This window comes from Tunturiibacter psychrotolerans (genome assembly GCF_051013365.1).
GTDB classification, from domain to species: Bacteria; Acidobacteriota; Terriglobia; order Terriglobales; family Acidobacteriaceae; genus Edaphobacter; species Edaphobacter psychrotolerans_A.
Map to the genome: position 1 here is coordinate 5,636,558 of NZ_CP132941.1, position 23,871 is coordinate 5,660,428.

Annotated in this window: 16 protein-coding genes and 1 pseudogene; 10 read left to right on the forward strand and 7 right to left on the reverse strand. The window is 51.8% G+C overall.

Annotated elements, in window-relative coordinates; translation table 11 throughout:
* Positions 1 to 19: 19 nt before the first annotated feature.
* The 6 genes from RBB76_RS23965 to RBB76_RS23990 all read right to left on the reverse strand — a co-directional run bounded on the left by RBB76_RS23965 (position 20) and on the right by RBB76_RS23990 (position 8,103).
* Positions 20 to 1,312: a GumC family protein gene (locus RBB76_RS23965; protein ID WP_429630499.1), complete on the reverse strand. Its 1,293-nt coding sequence runs from the start codon at positions 1,310 to 1,312 to the stop codon at positions 20 to 22.
* A 109-nt stretch (positions 1,313 to 1,421) separates the two neighbouring features.
* Positions 1,422 to 4,094 carry an SLBB domain-containing protein gene (locus tag RBB76_RS23970; protein ID WP_429630497.1) on the reverse strand — a complete coding sequence of 891 codons (2,673 nt, stop codon included), beginning with the start codon at positions 4,092 to 4,094 and terminating at the stop codon, positions 1,422 to 1,424.
* Between the two features lie 286 nt (positions 4,095 to 4,380).
* A complete protein-coding gene (locus tag RBB76_RS23975; RefSeq protein WP_429630495.1) occupies positions 4,381 to 5,670 on the reverse strand; it encodes a nucleotidyltransferase family protein in 1,290 nt (429 codons plus the stop codon).
* A 41-nt stretch (positions 5,671 to 5,711) separates the two neighbouring features.
* Entirely contained in the window at positions 5,712 to 6,179 is a 468-nt protein-coding gene (locus RBB76_RS23980) for a c-type cytochrome (RefSeq protein WP_429630493.1), read from the reverse strand.
* 2 nt (positions 6,180 to 6,181) lie between these two features.
* The gene (locus RBB76_RS23985) at positions 6,182 to 6,550 is read right to left on the reverse strand and encodes a cupredoxin domain-containing protein (protein WP_429630491.1); all 369 of its coding nucleotides are present in this window, start codon (positions 6,548 to 6,550) and stop codon (positions 6,182 to 6,184) included.
* Positions 6,551 to 7,122: 572 nt separating this feature from the next.
* Complete coding sequence (locus tag RBB76_RS23990; RefSeq protein WP_429630489.1) at positions 7,123 to 8,103, reverse strand: hypothetical protein; 981 nt, start codon at positions 8,101 to 8,103, stop codon at positions 7,123 to 7,125.
* 140 nt (positions 8,104 to 8,243) lie between these two features.
* Here RBB76_RS23990 and RBB76_RS23995 point away from each other — a divergent pair, with 140 nt between their 5' ends.
* From RBB76_RS23995 to RBB76_RS24040, 10 genes and pseudogenes are all read left to right on the forward strand, one after another.
* On the forward strand, positions 8,244 to 9,761 hold the full coding sequence (locus RBB76_RS23995) for a B12-binding domain-containing radical SAM protein (RefSeq protein WP_429630487.1): 1,518 nt from the start codon (positions 8,244 to 8,246) through the stop codon (positions 9,759 to 9,761).
* Positions 9,755 to 11,257, forward strand: coding sequence for a B12-binding domain-containing radical SAM protein (locus RBB76_RS24000; RefSeq protein ID WP_429630485.1), 1,503 nt, complete (start codon positions 9,755 to 9,757; stop codon positions 11,255 to 11,257). Before RBB76_RS23995 ends, RBB76_RS24000 begins: the two co-directional genes overlap by 7 nt.
* A gap of 24 nt (positions 11,258 to 11,281) precedes the next feature.
* On the forward strand, positions 11,282 to 12,784 hold the full coding sequence (locus tag RBB76_RS24005; protein ID WP_429630483.1) for a B12-binding domain-containing radical SAM protein: 1,503 nt from the start codon (positions 11,282 to 11,284) through the stop codon (positions 12,782 to 12,784).
* Positions 12,785 to 14,182, forward strand: coding sequence for a B12-binding domain-containing radical SAM protein (locus RBB76_RS24010; protein ID WP_429630481.1), 1,398 nt, complete (start codon positions 12,785 to 12,787; stop codon positions 14,180 to 14,182).
* Complete coding sequence (locus tag RBB76_RS24015; RefSeq protein WP_429630479.1) at positions 14,179 to 14,997, forward strand: class I SAM-dependent methyltransferase; 819 nt, start codon at positions 14,179 to 14,181, stop codon at positions 14,995 to 14,997. The genes RBB76_RS24010 and RBB76_RS24015 overlap by 4 nt, the downstream gene beginning before the upstream one ends.
* 182 nt (positions 14,998 to 15,179) lie before the next feature.
* Positions 15,180 to 15,992, forward strand: coding sequence for a class I SAM-dependent methyltransferase (locus RBB76_RS24020; protein WP_429630477.1), 813 nt, complete (start codon positions 15,180 to 15,182; stop codon positions 15,990 to 15,992).
* Positions 15,989 to 17,452, forward strand: a complete 1,464-nt coding sequence (locus tag RBB76_RS24025; RefSeq protein WP_429630475.1) for a B12-binding domain-containing radical SAM protein — start codon at positions 15,989 to 15,991, stop codon at positions 17,450 to 17,452. The genes RBB76_RS24020 and RBB76_RS24025 overlap by 4 nt, the downstream gene beginning before the upstream one ends.
* Positions 17,449 to 19,398, forward strand: coding sequence for a methyltransferase domain-containing protein (locus tag RBB76_RS24030; RefSeq protein ID WP_429630473.1), 1,950 nt, complete (start codon positions 17,449 to 17,451; stop codon positions 19,396 to 19,398). Before RBB76_RS24025 ends, RBB76_RS24030 begins: the two co-directional genes overlap by 4 nt.
* Positions 19,399 to 19,492: 94 nt before the next feature.
* Positions 19,493 to 19,786, forward strand: a pseudogene (locus tag RBB76_RS24035) (radical SAM protein); the annotation flags it as partial.
* 150 nt (positions 19,787 to 19,936) lie between these two features.
* Entirely contained in the window at positions 19,937 to 20,425 is a 489-nt protein-coding gene (locus RBB76_RS24040) for an SPASM domain-containing protein (RefSeq protein WP_429631144.1), read from the forward strand.
* Positions 20,426 to 20,518: 93 nt separating this feature from the next.
* On the opposite strand, the gene RBB76_RS24045 is transcribed toward RBB76_RS24040, so the two are convergent.
* Positions 20,519 to 23,806, reverse strand: a complete 3,288-nt coding sequence (locus RBB76_RS24045) for a protein kinase domain-containing protein (protein ID WP_429630471.1) — start codon at positions 23,804 to 23,806, stop codon at positions 20,519 to 20,521.
* Positions 23,807 to 23,871: the final 65 nt, after the last annotated feature.

Sequence of the window (23,871 nt, forward strand, 5' to 3'; positions counted from 1 at the left end):
CGAAGCTAACAATAATTCGTCAATTTCTACCTCGACCCCATTTTCCGGTAATTGTCGACCTGATCTGTGTCGCTAGTTCACGCCGAGGATCGAACGCATCCAGTTCCCGCCAGGACCGCTTCGCCAAAAGGTATATTGCCGTCAGAATTATTGACAGCACGGTCGAGATCAAAACTATTAACAATCGATGGGGACCAGACTTTCGCTCAGGAAGATTGGGGAAATCTATAATCCCGACCGTTGGGATCGACTTGGCTTCATCAATGCGAGCCGTCTCATATTCTTCTGAAAGCAGGTCAAATACCGTCTCGTGAATCCGGACAGTTCTATAGAGATTCGCCCACTGCACGCCCAGCCGAGGAAGTTCTCTTAACCCGGGGTATGGATGAGTCTCATCGAGATTCTGACCTTCCGTTCCCTGGATACTCTGTTCGTTCGCACGCTGTAGCTCGCGTCGCAGAATCGCGTCCCTTGCCTCCGCCGCACGAACTCGAACATTCTGATCGCCATAAATCTGACGCAACGAGCTGAGTTCAGATTCGCCTGCTATTAGCTGACCTTCAAGCTTCGCTCCGGCGTCTACGGTAGCCTTGGTCTGTTCTTTTAAATCAATCGTAGTGTTCTTGCTGGAGAAGTCACTGAGTTCTAACTGTGCACGTTGTAGTTCTGCTTGGACGGTGTTGAGTCGCTGCTCAATAAACTCACGTTCACGATGAGCAGATGAAGTGTTGACTCTAGCGACTAGTCCATTTAACTCATCGAGGTAGGCCTGTGCTAGCTCTTTTGCTCGGTTGCGATCTTCGTCTGTCACAACGATCGTGATGACACCATTCTTGGGATCCTCGGTTATTTTAGTCAAACGTGCGAGTCGTTTAGCAGTACTGTCTCGATATCGTGTGTGATATACACGCTGCAGATCGAACTTATCAATGAGATGTCCAGATATCGTTCCGCTGTGCAATAGAGCAACGAACAAAGCACTATTGTTTTTCGCTCCGATGAGGCTTCCTGCTAGACCTGCGAGGCCGCTCGCCGAACTCTTACCGACTAGTGCGGCAAGCATCGCCGCGCCGTTGCCACCACCTTGTTCGGGAGGCATAAGTCGCGCCCCTGATTCGTACTCTTTGGGTAAAATGAACGCTACTACCATACTAAGTGCGAAGGCGGCCCCAGCCACACGGAGAATGAGATGCCGGTTATTCCAAAACAGCGACGCGTTCGTAATCCAGGTTTGTCTCTTTACAACATCTGTAGGACTCATGTCGTGGCTTAGTGGAAATGCTCGAGATGTTGGCTCTAATAGATTTTGCATCGCTCACACCTCAGTAGTAGCTCGTAGATTCGTCGTCAAATAACTACCAAAAGCTGCAAGCCACACGTAACACGAATCGTTGTAACCTGCAGGTTGAGCATTGATAGTTTTAATGCAGTGCTAGTGCAGCTGCGAATCCAATCGAAGAGAATACCTGTGCCGAAGCGAAAAGATTTCGCCACAACGCTGATCCACCAAACACTTTTTGGGGGACGACAACAACATCACCCGGGCCTAACTTTGAGTCAAGCACTCCCGGCTCGTGCCAATTGTTTGAGCCCCTTCCGACCACTAGACCATTCGCTCGAATGACAAGAATCTCTTTTCTATTGCCGCCTTCTGTACTACCCCCTGCGTGCTGGAGATACCACCCCGCGGTCTTCCCAGGAACAAAAGTAATAGCCGAAGCGTTATAGACCTGGCCAGTAACTAGGACAAAACCTGGCTTCTTAGGTATAGTCAGAACATCTCCGTTCCGCATTTCAATATCTGCAGGTGTGCCTTCCCAGCTTGCGATGTCGGTGCTTATTTTGATGACGAGGCGTCCTATCGCAGGTTGATTGCGCAACCGGGATACTACCTCTTTCTGCTGTTGAACAAGCAACTGCAATGTTGCGGCGTCGTCTTGCGCAGAGAGACTAGGCGCCAGCCTCGCACCCGCCGACGTTGTCTCGATTTGACGTATCAATTCATTTCGGCTCTTATCTTCAAGCTCTTTCACCTGGAGTCTGATCAAAACGGCCCCCGAGGGGTAGGCGGTTGATCGGAAGCCACCAGCTCGTTTTATCACTGAGCTCAACCGTTCCCCTTCCTGTAGCCCATAGGACCCGGGGTAAGTGACCTCCCCGGTGAGGCTTACTGAAGCTCCAATATCGTTCCACCCAGATATTTGGTGGACTGTGAGCACATCTCCAACTTTCAACGTTGCATCGGAGTTCGAATCAAAGTTGTTTACTGCTGCTCCAATCCGCACCGCCTGTCTCCGGCTTACGACCTCTCTTCCGTCCTTTACGTCATAACTAGCGAGGTCTGCGTTATCAAGCAGCGCACTACGCTTGAATCCACCTGCCATACGAACTAGTTGTGCAGCCGTCATTCCTTGAGATAGGGCGTATTCCCCTGGATGAATTACTTCTCCATGTATCTGAACCTTTGGAGCATCAGCCTCATAGCGACCTACTATACGAATCGTGTCGAAAGGCCGCAGGCTAATCTCTTCATTACCAGACAAGACGTCGGGAACGTTAAACGAAATAGCCTCCGCGCGTAGATCAGGGGGGAGTAACCGAATAATTTCTCCGCGATCGGCTGGTTCCGGAAGAAGGTCTTGGTAAGAACGAAGAACGTCGGTTAGTTTCATACCATCGTGATACGAGAATTTTCCAGGTCTGACAACATGTCCCTCTACGTAAATGGCCTTCTCGCTATACGGGAGAATCGGTTCCACGGTAACCCGATCGCCGTCCTGGACCACAAACCCATCTATTGTTACTTGCGATCCTTCCCTTGTAGTTCCTTCAGGCAGATCCAGACTCAGCGTCACTCGATGACCCTGTGGATCGATTCTTTCAATCTTAGTGCGGGTCACCGCAGCAGCCACAAGCAGCCCTCCGGCGTCGTCTAAGACTTCGGACAGCTTTTTCTCATCCTTTAGTTCATAGACAGCCGGACGTTTGACCATTCCAGTGATTGCAACCTGCTTGCCAACGGGGGGAATTAGAATCGTATCGCCCGCTTCGAGCCGATCTTCTTCAGATCGAATACCGTGGAGAAGAAAATCGTAGAGATCGACTTCGCGCACCAGCTTTTGTCCACGGTACTGACGAGCTATGCGCAACGAGCCGAACCGAGTCGGGCCGCCAGCTGCATAGAGTGCGTTGAGAGGGGTCGACAATGAACTGATGTCGTACGCCCCCGGCCGTTGCACGTCGCCAACTACGTAGACGCGTATGGTCCTTAATCGCGAAATGGTGATGGCTACCTTCGCATCCCTGAACTGCTTACTTAGCTCCTGTTGGACCACCTCCTGAGCCCTTTGGATCGACAATCCAGCTACTGAAACTGCACCCGCTTCAGGGAGGACGATCTTTCCTTCGCGATCAATAGTTCTCGGAAGACTCTGCGAGATACCTCCCCAGAAATTGACAATCAGGCCATCGCCAGCGCCCAAAATATAGTCTGGTCCGATGGCCACATCAATCGACATCTGTGTGGTAGCCAAGCCACGTTCAAGGAACACGTCCGAACCAAATCGTCTAAGTTTCGAAGTCTGCTCAGGAACCTGGGAGTAGAGATCGCGAAGTGACTGAAGATTGTAGGGGGTTGTCTGATGAATGATTTCCGTAGTACTGCCACTATTCCGGTCTGACCTGTTTTGAGACGAACGGCCTACGTCATCCCGCGACACCGGCGAATTTTTTCTTGTCATCACATCTGAGTTAGGAGTCTCTAGTCTTCCGGAGTCAGCTGTGTTCGTACCTGTTAGACCAATCCCTCCAGAAGAGTCTATGGCTCCTGACCCCGACAATGATGGAGAGCGGGTAGTGTCGTCGATTGCTTGTGTGCCTAGGCTCTGTCCTTCTAAATCGAGATCATCTAGGTATCCGCGCGCCCGCAGCCACACGCTGATTGCTCCACGCAGTCCCGCATTCGAAGATATGCCCTGATACAACATGTCGTCGGTAATGGAATCTACTTGAACAGTCGTTCCTCCTTGTTGCAGGTAGTCGGCCATCACTTGCTTCAGATCTACGACCAACTCTGGACGAGTCTGAACAATCATCAGAATTTGGCTGGCCGTTAAAACGCTGTTTGGATTGGCACTATTCCCTGCAGTGCCCTCCTTTGTCCGGTCACTCTCGCCATCGTCGGAAGTGTTTGCGTCCGGTGACAGAGGAGTCGTAGTAGTCGAAGGCGACGCAGAAGGTAGTCCAGTCGGTAAACTCGGTACCTGCAGTTGCTGCGGATGCACTGCGGCTGTTGATAAAACCAGACAGCCAAGAGCGATCACACTCCATTTCAATTGTTTGATCACACTCATCTGGAGAGCTTTCACCTTAATCCTGCTTCTAAGTATCGAGACTTCTTATCTGTAGATCACCCTGGTGTAAACCTGTCTTTCGTAAATGCGCGACTTCCCTCCTCCAGCGGGTCGCTTCGATCATGTAACAGCAGCCCTGCCCAAGATGGAAGTACAACCTAAACAGGAAGAACCGGCATTCCTCGAGTTCCTTGGGCAGATCGGCTAGTAAACTCGTATTCTGACTACTAACGGTGATTCTTGCGGGCCTATGTAAAGGAAATGGTCTTTTAGCCTCTCGGGATCCCATAATTCCATCGCGAGCTATGGCCTGATGAAGCAATAGATAGATCTTTGTTCCAGGGAACGTCGCAAAGACGACTCTCTTTCCATACCGATCTAGCCAAAGACTGACCGTTTGAGGCAGTTGCTGAATTGTCCACGCCAGCGTATCTGGCATCCGCCGTATGCTAAAGATCTGCTGCGAAACCCGAGTCGCAACCCCGATGGCCAGCTTGGTTTCTTCGCTTTCCGAAGCGCACCGCCGAACCTCGGCCCACAGTGCATCATTCTCCTCGTTAAAATTGACGAAGTTAGCGTATTCGAGAAGCCATGATGCACGCGTCCATTCACTTTTGAGGTGTTTGAATAAGTGGTGCGCAAGCGCAATAAATCGATCCCCATCAGCAAGGATTGGTAGCTCTAAGTCTTCCCAGCGCCTCACGCCCGCTCTGACTAACCTATCGTCCTGGCGCGCCCTTTCATCTGGTTCCTTAACATCGTCAAAGTGGATTTCTACGCAACGTTGAAGTTTCGGTTTATAGAGATCTTTCAAGATGGGCAACCGTCCATCGCCGGCTTTAAACTCCTTTACGTTGGATCCCTCCCCAGTTAATAAATACCCCTGTTGCTCTAACGTCTTTTGGCACCGAGAGACATGAGAGCGATCTACCAAGAAATCAAGGTCAAGCTGAAGACGTTGTCCGGCTTCTCTGAACGCATCGGGAGCCAAAGTAAAGCCTTTGAGGTTGGCGTAGCGCAGACCCGCTTGCCTGAACTCTCTATTAATCACTATAAACTCTTCAAACAGCTCCTTGGTCTTCGCCTGATTATCCTCCGCATTCTCCTGGAGGCGAAGCAAAACAGGCTCAGGAATCGCTGCTTGAATGCCCAACACCTGGAGGCGATCCAACAAATAAAGCGCGAGGCCACTGGCATCCAACCATCTGTAAGTCCCTTGCCACGCCCGGCAATTAAACTTGGAAAGTGCCTCATAGTGGCCGCTCGGGCACTCTTTCCGAAATGTGGCAATCACTGCCTCTGCCAATTGATAATTCATTCGCCGCATACTCTTTCATGTTGGCGCTTTTTTATGACTGATTACTTGTCATAAAGAGCTGGATCACCGAGACTACCTGCGGGCGGCAGGTTTCGAATAAACAAAACAATCGACCATATCTCGTCATCGCTCAGAATACCCCTCGAAGCCGGCATGCCGGATGGTGCAATACCATAGTCGATCACCCATTTCAGTTGCCCATCCGTGTAGGACTGAATCTTGCTTGAGCTAAGCGGAGGTACGGGAGGCGACATGGCGTCTGCGAACGGGACACCGGTGTTTCGACCATCCATTCCATGACATGCGACGCAATAGTGTGTAAAAGCTTCCCGCCCCGCAGTGATGTTTGCGTCGGAACGCTGGAGCGGGTTACGTTGCGCGCGGTTGCGAATGAATAAGGCGTGCTTGCTCCACGTCAAAACATTGTCCTCTATTCGGCCGGGAGGAGCAGACTTACATCCAGTCATTCCTACTAGAGAGAGCAACAAGATTGGAGTAGTCTTGCGCATTGTCACTCTGTAACGTGAAGGGTTAATGTCATTGAGCCGTGACCGGATCCACAGAATACTGAGCAGTGTCCTACAAAGTCTCCGGTTTGTGTGGGCGTGAATGCGAGTTCCGCTGTTTTTCCCTTTTCGATCTTGGTGTTAAGGTTCAATTCCTTGAATTTCAAACCATGAGCAACATCTTCGGTTGTCAACTTGATTACTACTGGTTCGCCTTTTTTCAGGGTGATTTCTGACGGCTCGTAGGCGAAACGCTTCACCGAAACATTGATCGTAACGGGAGCATCAGAGGTTGAAGCAAATCCGGGCGCAACAAATGAGCCCACAGACAAAATACTCACTAGAATTGCTTTTGCTGAAATCTGGCTTTTCATTTCACCTCACCACTTTTTTCTGGGTTTAGGAAGATCATCAAAGGTACTTCCGCTATTCATGTCGAGAATGGAGCGCATACATATCCAACGCTCTTGACCTTATTTGACTCACTTAGTTTAGTTGTCACTGCGTAATGTGCTATTTGTCACTTATTTGTAAAAGGCTTGCCGGTCACATGGGTAGCTTCAGATCTTCAGCAAGACGGGGATTAATTCTGAGAACAAGCGTGGGATTGTAGTCCTAGAGGAGACAAATCCCAGACATTCCGATCTTTGCGCGTCATAGCATAGGATAGTTTCCGTTCCAACAATCAATGTTCGTAGGTTTCCCGCGGAGACAAGGGTCATTTCGGTACTAGTATTGGCCGCAAACCCGTCTCGAATAAGGTGCCACGAAACCACAGTAGGCAAATTCTCAGCTCTACGAGTGCTCCAGGAGCGCCGAACGGCCAATGCTATTCCCAACTCATTTGATCGGACAGAATGTCGACTGGGGCCGACGTTATCGGTGAATACATATGGCGTTGCCACGAACCTTCGCAAAAGATCTGGAGACGGTATCGCATCGAGCTTCACGCAAATATCTCCCGCGCTTGATTAGCGACAAACTCAACAAGATATTCCGCGGCGACCTGGGGAGCACCTCCATACCGGAGGAACCAACATGGCAGTCTTGATACCATTTCGAGTGTGAGATCCCGCATCGCAGAAGCTTCATACAGCTCCGTCGGCAATCTCTCTACGCTAGAATTGAGATAGCTTCTGGCTTTGCTCGATGCCACAGAAGTAAACTCAACCTCGCAATTCGGTATTCGCTCCAAAAAAATCAGCCATCGCGGTTCGCACGCTTTTTTAACTCGGACTGTAAATGCTTCGGCGATGTCCACCTCGTAGGCTAACTCTCCATTCATTGACTTCTGTACGCGATAGTTCGCCAAACTAGGAAAGTGATTAGTAGCATCTGGCAACAGCTTGACCGGAGCTGATGTGCCGAACGCTACCAGAGAACTCTGATGCCGTGACATATAGGTCCAATCATCGGAGACGTAGCTGAATCCATTTTGCGCAAGGGCAACAGATAAAGTGGATTTTCCCGCACCTGACATGCCAGCTATTAGCAGCCCGTCACCATTCCGCTCAAGACACGCACAATGTATAGGAACCAATCCCATGGCTGCACCTAGCACTCCTAGAGAGATTGGGATGAGCTTCTCGCTCCAGAAACGAAGGTCCGTAGCTGCCACTCTAGAAATACTTGCGCTAAGTGTGCGGCGCAACACATCGAAGATAAAGATGTTGCCAGTGCCAAACGAAGCTGTAACTAAATGGCGTAAACCGCGGAAGTGGGGCTTTTCAATCGGGTCCAACGAAGATTCGTTCACTACAATGCGCATGCTGAATCGATTTCCCGCTTGGTAGTTCTCGACGTGGGAAAGCTGGCTTAGTAGAGCTCGTAGTTCGAACGAGTTTGTGATCAAATCACACACCACACCTGCGAAACGAAGCTCTTGGGCGTAGGGCAGAATAGTTGGATCGACCAAAACGGATTTCATCGGAACACCTGCCGAACTTCACTCTATCCCAAGCGATACCGGATTTTTGCCACCCTAAAAAAACTTTACAAAGCACTGACACGGATATGACAACTGCGGTCGCCGCTAGTCATATCGTCCAAAATGAGTGAGGAATCGAATTGCCTAAAGCCCGCAAAGTCGTCTTCTTCTTTCCATCCTTCGCGAGCTCCGATGCTACCGCGCCACTAGGTATTCTCGCTGTTGCCACTCCCTTGATACGCGCTGGCTATGAGGTCGTGCTCATAGACTCCACGATCACCCCGAACTATAAGCAACGCGTCCTAGAAGAAGTGAAGGATGCGATCTGTCTTGGAATCTCTTTGGTGACCGGACCAATGATTCGGGAAACTGTCGAGATTGCAAAAGCGATCAAAGCTCGAGATTCCAGGTTCCCCATTGTCCTCGGAGGCTGGCATCCTTCCCTTCTACCTACACAGACACTTGAAGCCCCATACATCGATTACGTTATTTGCGGACAAGGAGAAGAGTCCTTCCTTGAACTGGTCGAACACATTGAGAATCGGTCCGCTCCGGACTTCGTCTCAGGTATTGGTTTTAAGCGAGACAACAAACTGACATTCACACCCGAACGTGCGCTTCGGCCCATTGTGGAGCAACCACCCAAGGCCTATCAAATCGCTGATTTTGATGCCTATGAACGAATGTGCGGAAAGCGGTGGGCGATGTACACCTCCAGCTTGGCTTGTCCCTTTGATTGCGCCTATTGCACTAACGGTGCGGTCTATAAGCGTAAATGGAACGCTCTTCCAGCAGAGCAATTCGTTGAAGAGACCATAGACCTGAGCCGAAGGTACAACCTGAGCATGCTTTGGATCGTCGACGATAATTTCCTCGTCGATCTGGACCGCGCGCGAGCCATAGGCGAAGGTCTAGTGCGCGCAGGCGCGGAGTTCCAGTGGAGTATTCAAGCAACCACAAATCTAACTTCGCGGCTTTCTTTGGAGGATCTGAAATTGTTGCGTCGTAGCGGCCTTCACCAGATCTGCCAAGGTGTAGATTCCGGGTCTCCGAAGATCTTGAAGGCAATGAACAAGACATTTCAAAACTTTGAAGATATTTACGAAAGCGCGGCACGATGTTTGGCCGCAGGAATGCGCCCTTCTTTCAACATTATCTTCGCATACCCTGGAGAGGGACCAAAAGAACGTCGAGAGACCATGAATTTCATTATGGATGTCTGCCGCCGTTTTCCAGGGACCGAGTTCTGGACGAATATCTTCACTCCGTATCCTGGAACCAATGTAATGAACAGGGCCGCCGAACTTGGGATAGAAGTCCCCGACTCCCTCGAAAAGTGGGCCGAATTTTTTCCCCGCTATACCAAGCTCCCATGGTTGAACGGCCGTGACCATGAAGAACTACAAATTATGCGCGATTACCTTCGAATTGCCTTTGATCGGATTCCGATCGGAGTGGACCGCCGAACCCGCATCACCCGTCTTGCTCAGAAATGCATTTCTTTTCCAGCGCGGTTCCGACTTGATCATGGACTGTATCGTTTTCCTGCCGAACTCTGGTTGAATGACAAGCTAAAAGCGAGGACCGCCGGATTCAAGCCAGTTGTTGACGCGCGCCGCTTGGAGCCCAACCCAGAGCAGGTCGAGGCCGCATGCTGAGCGAAGGTAAGGTAGTTCTCTTTTACCCGCCCTATGACGGACCGCCGCTCGGCGCTCCTCTATGCTTACTCGCCCTTGCTGCTAGCCTTCGCGAGGCGAACTTCGACGTTGTCATGATCGACGCCGCCATCGAACCGAACTATCTCTCGCGCGTTGAGTGCGAATCTGTAGACGCTCTATGCATTGGAATCTCTGTCTTGACTGGGCCTATGATCCGCGGTGCCATTGAGGTCGCAAACACAGTCAAGAACCATACTCCATGGCTGCCGATCATTTTTGGTGGATGGCATCCCTCTCTTCTTCCGGACCAAACTCTAAGCGAGAGCTTTGTAGATATGGTTGTTCGTGGTCAGGGTGAAATAACACTTGTAGAAACAGTTCAAGCATTGGCACAACGCAGGTCCCTCAACAACATTGCTGGTCTTTCATGGAAAAGCAATGGGCGACGTGTCCACAATGCTGATCGGAGAGTAGAACCCCTCGACTCCCTGCCGCTCCCCGCCTTCGACCTCACTAATTTTGAGGCTTACGAAAAGGTCTCCGGTGTTCGCAAACTCGCCTATGCCACCAGCGTCGGGTGCCCGTATGCATGCAATTACTGCACAGACATGGTCTTCTATAAACGCAGATTTAATGCACTCTCGGCGGACCGGACTGTGGCCGAGATGATAGACCTGGTGACTCGATACCGCATCGACGAAGTAGCGTTGCTGGACTCTAACTTCCCGGTTCAGCTCCCGCGAGCACTTCAGATTGCCCGTGGCATCATTGATTCGGGAGTCAAGTTCAAGTGGACCTTCCAAGCCTCAACTGATTTCTTATGCCGCATGAGTGAAGATGACGTACGGCTCTTGGGCGCTAGCGGCGTCTCACACATGGGCTTCGGTACCGAATCAACATCGGACTCGGTTCTCAAGCTTATGAATAAGCGGCATCAGCGTGTCGATGAAATGTACGAAACTGCACGCAAGGCTCAGTTAGGTGGTATTCGTGTCACGTTCAATCTGATCTTCGGTTATCCGGGCGAGACAGAAGCGGATCGAATTATTACTTTTCAGACGATGAGCGACATTGGTCGCCAGTTTCCCAACGTCAGCTTCTCTCCAAATATCTTCACTCCGTATCCAGGAATTCCAATTTGGCCTCAACTGCGGGAGCTCGGTGTTCCCGAGCCCACAAATCTACGTGAATGGATGGACATGCCGTTGGGAGCAAACATGTTGCCGTGGCTCAAGGGTAACGAGTTAGCGAGACTTCAACGCATGCTTAAATATTTTCTCCTCAACAATCAAATTGATCGCCAACAAAATAGCTATTCACGACTCCGACGCACTGTCAGGTTTATCGTTCAAATGCCCATCAGGTGGCGACTCCGTTCGAGCAACTACTCATTCCCTTGGGAACTCTGGCTCTCCAACTTATCCGAACACATAGTACTCCGTCGTTCACTGGTGACTGGCCAAGAGCTGCCAAAGGAGCCAGTCAATGCATGCTGACCAGACAAAGAGAGGGGATAGTCGATGGCTGACGTTCTGCTGACACATTCTTACCATCTACCCTACGACCCCAAGCAGGTGCGAAAGATGCAGCCGTATCCCCCTCTCGGTACGCTCTATGCTGCGTCCGCTCTAAGAGCCGGAGATATCGTTGTCGCCGTGTTCGATACCATGCTCGAAGATCCCAACTCGGGCTTTACAGCGGCCTTGCTAAAGCACCGCCCTAAGCTCGTGGTGATCTACGAGGATGATTTCAATTTTCTCTCGAAAATGTGCCTCACGCGCATGCGCCAACTCGCTTGGCAACTCGCTCACGAAGCAAAGCAATCTGGTGCAGTTGTAATAGCGCATGGTTCGGACATGACAGATCAGGCCGAGTCTTACCTCCGCAACGACGTCGATTTCATCTTGCTGGGTGAAGCAGAAGAAACGCTCGTAGCTCTGTGCTCCGCGATTTTATCCGGTGACCCGTACTTGGACATACCAGGTCTCGCATATCTTGACACCGGAGGGGTCCTATCAAAGAGCGCAGGGGGCATCCCAAAGAACCCATCGTGGAATAGTCTGCCGCGACCCTCGCGCGAACTGATTGATCTGGCGCTTTATCGCCAGGCGTGGTTCTCCGCACACGGTCATTTTTCAACAAACATCGTAGCCAGTCGCGGATGTCCCTACCGATGTAACTGGTGTGCCAAACCAATTTCCGGCAACAAGTTTCAGATCCGCTCGGCCAAAGACGTAGCAACTGAGATTCGGGAGCTGAAAGAAGTTTATGGTGTTGAGCACATCTGGTTTGGCGATGATGTATTCGCACTAAACCATCAGTGGGTACAAGACCTTGCAGACGAGATTGAAACGATGGAATGCGCTCTCCCTTTTAAAATACAGTCTCGCGCCGATCTAATGACACCTAAGACTGTTGCAGGACTCAAAAGAGCAGGGTGTGCAGAGATATGGATGGGGGTCGAATCTGGTTCGCAGCGAATACTCGATGCAATGGACAAGGGATTAACTGTCAATGACGTGATCACTGCACGTACTCTGCTTGCTGACAACGGTATGCGCGCGTGCTTTTTCCTGCAATTTGGTTATCCAGGCGAGACATGGGAAGACATTCAACAGACTATCGATCTAGTACGCAGTATGCGCCCTGACGACATCGGCATCTCTTTCTCTTACCCACTCCCAGGAACAGCCTTCTATGAGCGCGTACAGGAACAGATCGGAACGAAACGAAATTGGACCGACAGTGACGACCTATGCGTCATGTTTTCTGCCGCCTATAACAATGACTTTTACATGGCACTGCGAAACGCGCTTCACGCGGAGGTCGACTCTTGGAAAAATAGCCGAGGTACCGTCATGAATTCGACTGACCTAGTGACGCTCTGGCAGCGTGTTTTCGAGCTCGAAGCCGTCAGCAGAAATTCCGCGGCAACATTCGGCCTCGATACAGTGGTCGCAGGTTCAGTCAAACACAAGTTTGTTCCTCTGCAAACGCTACTCCCATCCGAGAGGCAGGCTTAAATGGCAGAGCTTCTACTAACTCACGGCTATTTCCTATATGAAGACCCCAAGGAACTCCAGATTCTGAAGCCCTACGCCCCACTCGGAATCTTGTATTTGTGCTCTCATCTGCAGAAGAAGGGCTTTGATGTAGAAGTCTTTGACACCACGTTCTCCAGTCGTGAAACGCTCTTCAATCACCTGCGCACCGAGACACCATCGGTGATTGGTATCTACGCCAATCTTATGACACGAAGCAATGTAGTAGAAATTCTGAAGGAGGCGCGTGAGGCAGGCTGGAAGACGATCGTAGGTGGCCCCGAACCCGGTGCATACGCTCTTGAGTATCTTCAGTCGGGCGCGAACTACGTCGTCTTTGGCGAGGGCGAACTCACAATGCAGGAGCTGCTCGAAGCTTTTCGCGCTGATGACACCGCCGCATGCACTACCATCTCCGGGCTGGCCTACCTAGATGCCGCCGGAAACATGCAGGAAAACCCACCGCGTAATCAGATAGCCGATCTCGATAGTCAACCATGGCCAGCTCGCCACGCTATCGATATTGCCCGCTACGTGAAGACATGGCGCGACGCGCATGGTAAAGGTTCGATCAACTTCATAACGGCTCGTGGATGCCCTTATAAATGTCGTTGGTGCAGCCATCAAGTCTTCGGTCAAACTCATCGCCGTCGTACTCCACGGCTCGTCGTCGATGAAGTGGAGTGGCTCCTCCAAACCTATTCTCCGGACATGGTCTGGATATCTGACGACGTCTTTACGATCAATCATCAGTGGCTTCGCGATTACGCGCGAGAGATGCAGCTCCGAGGCCTCCGCATTCCTTTCGAATGCATCTCTCGCGCAGATCGTCTAAACCCAGAGATGCTTGACCTTCTCGCCGAACTTGGTTGTTTCCGGATCTGGATCGGCTCTGAAAGTGGGTCGCAACGCATCCTCGACTCCATGGATCGTGGAGTAAAAATCGAGCAGGTACAACAAGCTGTCGCGATGAGCCGCGAGCGAGGTATCGAAAGCGGCATGTTCCTTATGTGGGGCTACGAAGGTGAAGAGCTAGAAGACATCGAAGCAACTATTAAGCACGTCAGCATCTCCAAACCGGATGTATTCTTCACAACCGTCTCCTATCCCATCAAAGGGACACCCTACTACCAGAAAATCTCTAGTCGCCTCGTTCAGTTGAAGCCATGGGGAGTTAGTTCCGATCGCGAGATCAAGATCAAGGGACGTCATTCGCAGAAGTTTTACAGCTACGCAGACAAGCTCCTGCGAGATGAGGTCCAACTGGCTCGCATGGCCGAAACTCCCGACGCTGAATCCGATCGCGCATCCAGTCTGCGCCGCGAGATAGCGCTCGCCCGTGCCGGTCTACTCTCAACGCAGACCGAGGTGGAAGCATGATTCCGGTGGCTACGGCACAGCCACAAGCCATTTTGGCCTTCGACCAATTGGCGAGGCGCTACGACGATCTGTTTACCAGATCTCTGATCGGGCGCGCTCAACGTAATGCGGTCTGGAAAGTGATCGCGCAGGCGTTTCGATCCGGAGACCGCGTTCTGGAATTGAACTGTGGCACTGGCGAAGACGCCTTTTTCCTTGCTGGGAAAGGAGTCTCTGTGGTTGCATGCGACGCTTCCGAACAAATGATCCAGTATGCCCAGCAGCGCCTTAGTGCCGAAGCTCCGAACACTTCAGTGAAGTTCGCCCAACTACCAATCGAGCAAATCACTGAGATTCGCACGGAAGGCGCTTTCAATGGGATCTTCTCAAACTTTTCAGGTCTGAATTGTGTCGCTGATCTCAGCCAAACAGCAGAAGACCTAGCAACTTTCATTCCGCCGGGCGCTCCCCTTATTGTTTGTCTATCAACCCGCTTCTGCATCTCAGAAATCATCTGGTTTCTCATTCACGGAAGGCCCCACGAAGCGTTTCGCAGATGCTCGGGCCATGCCGTGGCCAAGGTAGGCGAATTTGTTGTAGATGTCTACTATCCGACACTGCGTCAGTTGCAAAAATCGTTCTCGCCCGCCTTCGTTATGCGTTCCTGCGTCGGCATCGGCATCACCGTTCCTCCTTCTTACGTTGAACCATGGATCCGCAAATTTCCAAACTTGCTGCATGTCATGGAGACGATCGACAAAGCTCTTTCGGCGTGCCCAGGATTTCGAGTGATTGGAGATCACATGCTCATTAGCTTCGAGAGAGTCCAGGTATGATCGCGATGGCTCATAAAGAATCCATCGATTTTCGTGCGGACGAAGACACCGACGTTCGTCTTCGATGCCCTCGATGCAGGGGATGGATCAGTAATTTGTCATATACAAATTTTGCTGACGCTATATTGGTCTGTTCCGACTGTTGCCTAAAGTTATCGAGCGAGGGGGGGATTTGGAGAGCGTTGCTTCCCGAACGCGTTTCCCACTTCTCCCGCTTCATTCGTGACTATGAGTTTATTCGCTCTGCGGAGGGCCGCGGCAGCGTGGATGCAGAGTACTATTTGGCGCTACCTTATCGCGACCTGTCAGGAAGCAACAGTCAACAATGGATCATACGTGCCAGGACGTTTCGTTACATCGAGCGACATATTCTCCCTGGCTTGAAGCCCGGTAACAAAAAGCGGCTTCGAATTCTGGACCTTGGCGCAGGTAACGGATGGATGAGCTATCGGCTCGCTCTAGGGGGGCACGCACCTGTGGCCGTGGATCTCCTTACCAACGACAGAGACGGGCTAGGAGCAGCAATTCACTATCAGAAGCAGCTTACTACGCTTTTTCCACGCGTACAGGCAGAGCTTGATGTGCTTCCCCTCATGGACGACGCGTTCGATCTTGTCATCTTCAACGCTTCATTTCATTATTCCGAAGACTACGAGAAGACCATTGCCGAAGCCTTACGTTGCACATCTGCGGGGGGCACAATTCTTATCGCCGACACCCCATGGTATAGCAACGAAGCAAGCGGCCAACAAATGGTAATCGAACGCCGTAGGTCTTTTACTCAACGTTATGGCATTGCCTCCGACAGTCTCAACAGCCTCGAATTCCTCACCGATCAACGTCTTCAAGGACTGGAAGCGCGCTTCGAATTTCGTTGGCAGGTGCACCAGCCGAGTTACGGCTTCCGCTGGTCTATGCGGCCATTAGTCGCCAAAATGCAGGCGAGACGTGAACCATCTCAATTTCGAATCTACAGTGCCCGAGTACAAAAATGATCCTTCTCTTTAATCCGCGAGCTACAAAACCACGCAACCGACGGCTTCCCCTTGCGGTATTGGCTATTGCCGCCGTGCTTGAGGGCCGCGAAGACTACGAGATCGTTGACGGCAACGTAGACGACAATCCCGTAGCCTCCATTTTGCGGCTAATCGAACAATACAACGTTGAACTACTCGGCGTCTCCGTCATGCCCGGACCGCAGATGGTCGCGGCGATGGACGCCTCCCGTGAGATACGTCGGGCCTATCCTCATGTGAAGATCGTGTGGGGTGGCTACTTCCCTTCCGTCTATCCAGATGCCGCGCTCAATGCAAAATATGTAGACTACATCGTTCGCGGCCAAGGCGAAGATACTCTCCTTGAGCTTCTCGACGCGATACGCGGCCAGCGAGCTTTCGATTCCATTCTCGGCCTCTCTTACAAAGACATCTTCGGGTTACCAAGAAATAACGCAGAGCGGCCTATGAAAGGACCGGATGAATTCCCCTGGTCGCCATTCCATCGACTTCCTGTCGAAAAATATCTTCGTCCTTCTTTTTTTGGGAAACGTACTGCCGTCCACCACGCCAGCATTGGCTGCCCTTTTAACTGCAGCTTCTGTGGTGTCCACGCTGCTTATGGGAACAAAGAGCGCATGGAATCTCCAGAGCGTACCGCTGCCATTCTCTCCCATTTGGTGACCGAGTACGGTGCGGATTCGGTTCAGTTCTACGATATGAATTTCTTTCTCAGAGAAGATCACGCTCTCGAACTCGCCAAGCGAATTGAACATCTCAATCTTCGTTGGTGGTGCGAAGCCCGGGTTGATGTGATGTCTCGGTACTCTGACGAAACCTTCGCTGCACTCAAACGCGCTGGCTGCACGATGATCTTCTTTGGCGCAGAGTCAGGCTCCGACTGGGCTCTCAAAGAGATGAAGAAGGGCATTAACACAGAGCAAACAGTCACAATCGCAGAACGAACAAAACAGTTCGGTATCATTCCTGAGTTCTCCTTCGTCATCGGAAACCCCGGCGATCCAGAACGTGACACAAGGGAGACTCTCGCCTTCATTCGCAAACTGAAGAAGATCAACCCTGATTCCGAGATCATCATCTACCACTACACGCCGGTACCTCAACCTGGAAACATGTATGGCAACATAGATGGGCAGATCGCATGGCCGTCCACACCCGCAGAGTGGGCTTCAAAGCAATGGATGGATTTCACCCTCCGCATCGACACACAAGCTCCGTGGCTTCAACGTAAAACAAAGGATCTCATAGACAACTTCGAGATTGTCATTGGCTCGCGATGGCCAACAGTGCAGGACATCCGCGCGCCGAAGTGGAGCCGTATCCTCCTAAAAACTCTCAGTGCATGGCGATACGCTCTCGGAGTTTATCGCTTTCCGGTTGAACTTCAATGGGCCAACGAATTCATCAGCCTCCGCAAACCAAAGCGAGAAAGTCTGTGACTGCAACCGCTTTGTCCTCCTTTGATGTCTTCGATACTTGGGCGCAGGTCTATGATGAGCAGCCTAATCCGCTCCTCATGTTAGAGCAGCGTTTTCTAAGTCAGATGCTCCCAGATATCAACGGCCTGCACGTTCTGGATGCCGGCTGTGGCACCGGCCGATGGCTCCAATTCTTGACGTCACGCGGTGCAGCGAGTTTGATTGGCGTTGACTCCTCGACAAAGATGCTGCACCGTGCTGCAGAAAAACTTGGAACCACGTGCTCTCTGCTACAAGGAGCCTGCACCGCACTACCCATATCTGACAACAGAATTGACCTCGTCGTCTCTTCTTTCGTTATAAGCTATCTCGAAAATCTGAAAGATTTCGCTAAGGAATTGCACCGAATTACCCGTCCGGGTGCCCATGTCTTTTTGACAGATATGCATCCAGACACCGCAATTTCCTGTAATTGGACAAGGTCATTCACTCACGACGGGTCAACAGAGAAACTCCGTGTATATGGACACTCCCTGCAAATGATCGTTGATACTTTCAAGGCTTACGGATTCGAACTACTTGCGAACATCCAGCCCGCCTTTGATTTGGAGGAGAGAAAAATATTTGAGGAAAATGGCAGGCTGGCGTTTTATGAAGAATCCGCCGATCTTCCTGCTGTTTATATTCTGCAGTTGCAAAAAAGATCGCCCGCATCAAAGCTCTCTGATGCAACTGAAAGCTCTCAGACACTTCATCTCTCCGGAGGCAGATATGCCCTCGGACCCAGGTCGGCAACAGAAGGGTCGATTGAGGTCGAACGCGGAAACATCCGCGCCCTTATAGCCAAATCGCCGATCGGGGGGGAGAGGCGAATTAGTTTAAAGGAAACCATAGACTTATCTGGCTATTTATTGCTTCCCGGCCTTATCAACGCCCACGATCATCTTGAGTTCAGTCTCTTCCCAAACCTTGGCGTCGGACCATATCTGAATTCAGCTGAGTGGGCGAGAGAGATCCATAGGACTCACGCAGCCACAATTGCCTGTCATCGCAAAGTGCCAAAGCCGACACGGCTGCTATGGGGCGCCATCCGCAATCTGCTATGTGGTGTAACCACTGTCTGCCACCACAATCCGCTCTCGCGGGAACTAATCGCCGCCGATTTCCCGGTTCGAGTACTCGCCAAGTTCGGCTGGGCACACTCTCTTGCGATGGATCCAAATCTCCTGCACAACTTTGACCATACTCCGCCGAACCTTCCTTTCGTGGTTCACGCGGCTGAAGGTGTCGATGCAAAAAGCGCACAGGAGATCTTTGATCTGGACCGGCTGGAAGTTCTCGATGAACGAACTGTACTTGTACATGGCTTGGCCCTGAATCACAAAGCGATTTCACTTCTCAATCAACGTCGTTCAGCACTCGTAATTTGCCCGACTTCGAATCAATTCCTCTTTCATTCCGCTCTTTCCGCAACCTTGATCAAATCTATTCACACAGTCGTTCTAGGCAGTGATTCTCCACTCACAGCTGCCGGTGATCTACTCGACGAAATAAATTTCGCGCGCAATGAAATTGGCCTCGATGCCAAGTCTCTCTTCGATATGGTCACCGTAAAATCGGCCAGTGTCCTGCGACTCCGGAACGGAGAGGGGCGTCTTCGTCCGGGCGCCGTAGCCGATCTGATTGCCGTGCGCGACAAGGGCCTTACACCGGCAGAAACCGTTGCGCAACTTACGGTAGACCAGGTTGAACTAGTCATATTAGGAGGCAGAGTCCAACTCGCAAGCGATTCTCTATTTGCTTCTCTCCCCAACTCGCTTCAAGTCGGACTGCAGCCCCTATTCGTCGACGGCATAAGACGATGGCTACGAGCTCCGATTGATAGTCTGCTCGCTCAAGCAAGAAGAACTCTTGGAAGAGATCTTCGAGTCGGCGGAAAGAAGGTGGAACATGCCAGTGCTGCATGAGGCATCAACCAAACGACCCCTGCAGGCCGAACGAATCACCCATCTGCCGATCTTGATATTGAATGTGCATAGCCTCTGCAACTGTCGCTGCGTCATGTGCGATATCTGGAAACGTGATACGAAAGAACAGATTCGCCTGGAGAATTTGGAGCGTCACCGCCTTTCGTTGCAAAGACTCGGGGTCCAACAAGTAGTTTTAACCGGTGGCGAACCCCTCCTCCATAACGATCTCGCAGCGCTTTGTACATTTTTCCGCGATCAACACATTCGGCTAACTCTACTGACCACAGGTCTTCTGTTGCTGAAGCGTGCCTCTGAAGTTGCAACCCTTTTCGATGACATCATCATTTCCCTGGACGGTCCCCGGGAGGTTCACGACGGTATCCGCCGTGTCAAGGGAGCTTTCGATCTCATACACGAAGGCGTCGCTGACGTTCGTCGATGCAATCCATCCATACCCATTACTTGCCGGACCACCGTCCAAAAAGCCAACCATCGTCATCTGCGAGAGACCGTCACTGCTGCTAAGACCTGGGGCTTGAATTCCATCTCGTTTCTCGCCGCGGATCTAACCTCCGAGGCCTTCAATCGTCTTCAGATATGGCCTACAGAAAAACAAAACCAAATTGGCCTGACCCTCAAAGAAACAATCGATCTTGAAGCTGAAATCGAACAGATGATTCAAGACTTTGAAATCGACATCAACGGAAGATTTATTGCCGAGTCACCGGCGAAGCTGCGCAGGATCCCACGTCGCTTCCGCGAGCATCTCGGACAAGTCTCTCCCCAGGCTCCTCTCTGCAACGCTCCCTGGGTTTCAGCCGTCGTTGAAATCGACGGCGAGGTCCGTCCTTGCTTCTTTCACAACTCAATAGGAAATATGACTCACTCGACTCTAGAAGACGTAGTCAATGGAGATCGGGCGAGAGAGTTCAGGGCTTCACTCGATGTGGAGACCAACGCAATCTGCAAGCGATGTGTGTGCTCGTTGAATTACAGTTTGGCAAAGAACGCTCCGGAGGCCTAGGTTATAGTCTGATTGTTTTTGAATCCAACCTAGTTATTGCGCGAACTCCTGCTGTGTCTATAACTAAAATTAAACGTCCAGACCTATGACCGGCTATTTAGTCCTAGCCAACGCTTCAGTTACTAGAGGATCCTTCTGATCAGCATCTTTCCACAACTTTAGAAACCTACGATAAACCTCAACGCTTGCGAGTTGATTACGACTGCTTTTGTAGGCCCGCGCTGCGCCTATCTCCGTCATCGGATAAACATCTCCTTGCTGCATCGACGCCTCACCCTGGCGAGCCAGCAACGAATCAAACTCAATGGCGGCTAGCGGCGCTTGGCCCAATGCAGTATGAGCCATCCCGCGTAGGTATACCGCCAGCAAAGACCGGTCGTATTGTGCGCTTGTGTCTAAACCCGGAAGGGCCTTCTCCGGCTCGTTTATCCCGATCTCAGCCGCAGCCTGCAACTCTGGAACATAGTCTTGGGTGGCCACAGTATTTCGTGGAAAATTCTGTTGGAGCGCAACGGTAGTCTTCACCGCATACGGCTGATCACCGCAAAGAGCGGCTGCCATTCCCGCATCGAACATCGCATTAGGCCCTTTTTCCAAGCCCTTCACATCCTCAACCATCGAGAGGGCGACAGTGCAGTTCTCAGCCAAAGCTTGATCCAGGGCGCCCTGCGCCAAAAAATATGCTTGCGTGCCCAAAAGTTGACTATCGTCGCCAGCTCTCGCAGCGGTCTTCCGCCACAGTTCCACGGCAGTGCTCCTCCTTCCTGTGTTATCGAGAAAGAGGGCGTAATTGTTCAGATTCGCATACGTCACCTGCATGCGATCTTCCGGCGCTGAGATCGCAAGAGCATTTTCCAACTCTGCTATCTGTGCGGTCACAAGATCTTCCCTTCCATTTAAGTGAGCCGCTGTCAAAAGGTTGACATTCCGCGGGACGCCCTCGTGTTCCGCTTGTGAACTCAACTCGAGAACACTGCCGTACCGATTCATCGCTATCAGATCGCGCTCTGCCTCCACGTATGTCTCCCCGTCGAAGGGATTCTCCTCATAGCCTTTTTGCGCCGCCTGTAGAGCCTCCTGAAATCTCTCCTGCGTTCGCAACGTCAACGCTAGACTTTTTTGCCCGTCAACACTGAGCGGATACCTCATCACATATTCGTGGATCGTCCGGGTAGCATGCGTCAGATCGCCACTTCCGTTCATCTCAAAACAAAACTGCGCCAGCAGCCTCACCGCATCACTAGCGTGAGCAGCCGCTTCCCGAGCCAATCCAGCTGCGTTTGCCGATGAAACTTCGGCCTTCTCTTCGCGATAGAGCCACGCCAACCGCATCTGTGCTTGTACAAACTTAGGATCAAAACCGACGGCCTCTCGATACGCCTTCAATGCATCAACAATATGACCATTCCGCTCAGCCGCTGCACCTGAAAAATACGCATGCAGCGCTTCCAGGTTCGCCGAAGCGTCATCGACAAACGGAACACTTCTTTGGATGTCCGCTTTGCTATCCACACTAATCTCTTTGCGCACTGCCAAAGCCAGTCGACCGATCGCAGCCGGAATCTCTTCCTCGCTTGTAGCAATCACATCAATACTTGCCACTTTGTCGTTAGTATCGGCCCTCAGAACATCGACACTAATCGTGTAGGGTGCCTCCGATCCAGTGATCTCTCCATACAAATAGACCCTCGCGCCAACCTTCTGCGCGACACTCTGCACAGGCGCTGCCATCACGACATCCCTGCTCTCTGTCTCGAGCTGTCGCAACCCCGCTTGATATGCGTCACCACCAAGCACATTCAAAGTCTTTGACTGATGCAGCGCGATCTCAAGACCCTGCATCAGCGTTCCGTCCAGTGTCTGATCTCCGGTCTTGTTCTGGATAAGAGTCAACAGCAATCGATCACTGGGTTTTAGCACCATCGGTCGCAACAGACTTCTGCCCATCAGCAGAGAGGCACCCATCGCCACGCCTAGGATTGCGATCAGAGCGACTGCCATCCGTACACGTGTTTTTTTCGTTTGCTCCGCCACCAACTCCGCGTAGGATTCGTCCTCAGAACGCGACCACTCCGGTAACTCTTTCCCGACGACATCCTCAATGCCGTCTTCCAAGCTCGTTAGTACGGCGGAAGACTTTAGCGGAACCGATTCTCCGTATCGCAAACTCGGCGCCGTCAACGCGACATGCTCAACCTCCTCGTCGACGGCGTCCTTCGAAGAGTCGCCGACGTTGTACGTCGAACGAAGCTGCAACTGAGGATACTCAATTTCATCTGTTGGAACTCCGGCTTGCATCGAACGCGCGCCCTCTAGAGCGCCCGCATAATCTTTCCCATGGCCGGGAGCAGTACGGACCAGTCTGTTGTTATCGCTTGAAGACTTAGCCTGCGGCTGAGCCGGTCTCCCCCCCTGACCCGACTCAGACTTGCGTTTCGGCCCCTTATGCGGAGCTACCGGATCATACGCACGAACAAGTGGAACGGCCGACATTGATCCCTTGTGCAACCATCCGCCTCGACCCAATTTGCCGCCGGCCTTAGTCAGTGCCTCCTGTAACTCCTTCGTCGTTTGAAATCGGTCTGTCCGGTCTTTCGCCATCAGTTTAAAGATGACGCGCTCCAGTTCACGAGGAATCGATTCGTTCCAGGTACGCACCGAATCCGGCGTGTGACTGAGAAGTTGAACAAACATCAGCGCGCTCGTCGTTCCTTCAAAAGGAACTCGCCGAGTCGCCATCTCGTACAACACAACACCCAGCGAAAACAAATCCGAGCGTGCGTCCAGCGCCTCACCCCGCGCCTGCTCCGGGGACATGTACGCCACCGTTCCCACCGTCGCCCCGGACAGCGTCATGTCCAGCGTCCGTGACTCCCACCCCCCACGTTCTTCAAGCCCGATCTTCGCCAGGCCAAAATCCAGCACCTTCGCCTGGCTCTTTCCATTCGGCATCTTTACCAAAAAAATATTTGCCGGCTTAATATCTCTGTGGACGATTCCCTTGGTGTTCGCTGCCGCCAGCGCGTCGGAGATCTCCAACGCATAGCGAACAATCTCCTCCGGCGAAAGCGCGCCACGCTCAATCCGCGACTTCACTGTCTCGCCCTCGAGCAACTCCATCACCAGGTAAGGCGTGCCGTCCTGTGCGCCGATATCGAAGACCGTACAGATATTCGGGTGATTTAACGCAGATGCCGCCCGCGCCTCCTGCAGAAAACGTTCTCGCATCCCCGGCATCTTGTAGCTCTCATGCAGCAGCTTTACCGCAACCTGGCGATGCAGCCGCTCATCCCATGCACGAAAAACCAGGCCCATACCGCCGCTGCCCAGTCTGCCCAGGATCTCGTACGGACCGAACCTCTGGCCACTCTCTGGAATCATGCCTCTGGTCTGCCTCTTATCTTTTCAGCGTCGATCAAATCTCACGGATCCACGCAACCGTCATT

Coding starts and splice junctions, on each gene's coding strand:
- RBB76_RS23975 (WP_429630495.1), bottom strand. CDS start 5,670: ATGAATTATCAATTGGCAGAGGCAGTGATTGCCACATTTCGGAAAGAG.
- RBB76_RS24045 (WP_429630471.1), bottom strand. CDS start 23,806: ATGATTCCAGAGAGTGGCCAGAGGTTCGGTCCGTACGAGATCCTGGGC.
- RBB76_RS23990 (WP_429630489.1), bottom strand. CDS start 8,103: ATGAAATCCGTTTTGGTCGATCCAACTATTCTGCCCTACGCCCAAGAG.
- RBB76_RS24025 (WP_429630475.1), top strand. CDS start 15,989: ATGATCCTTCTCTTTAATCCGCGAGCTACAAAACCACGCAACCGACGG.
- RBB76_RS24000 (WP_429630485.1), top strand. CDS start 9,755: ATGCTGAGCGAAGGTAAGGTAGTTCTCTTTTACCCGCCCTATGACGGA.
- RBB76_RS24010 (WP_429630481.1), top strand. CDS start 12,785: ATGGCAGAGCTTCTACTAACTCACGGCTATTTCCTATATGAAGACCCC.
- RBB76_RS23985 (WP_429630491.1), bottom strand. CDS start 6,550: ATGAAAAGCCAGATTTCAGCAAAAGCAATTCTAGTGAGTATTTTGTCT.
- RBB76_RS24015 (WP_429630479.1), top strand. CDS start 14,179: ATGATTCCGGTGGCTACGGCACAGCCACAAGCCATTTTGGCCTTCGAC.
- RBB76_RS24005 (WP_429630483.1), top strand. CDS start 11,282: ATGGCTGACGTTCTGCTGACACATTCTTACCATCTACCCTACGACCCC.
- RBB76_RS23970 (WP_429630497.1), bottom strand. CDS start 4,094: ATGATTGTTCAGACTCGTCCAGAGTTGGTCGTAGATCTGAAGCAAGTG.
- RBB76_RS23965 (WP_429630499.1), bottom strand. CDS start 1,312: ATGCAAAATCTATTAGAGCCAACATCTCGAGCATTTCCACTAAGCCAC.
- RBB76_RS23980 (WP_429630493.1), bottom strand. CDS start 6,179: ATGCGCAAGACTACTCCAATCTTGTTGCTCTCTCTAGTAGGAATGACT.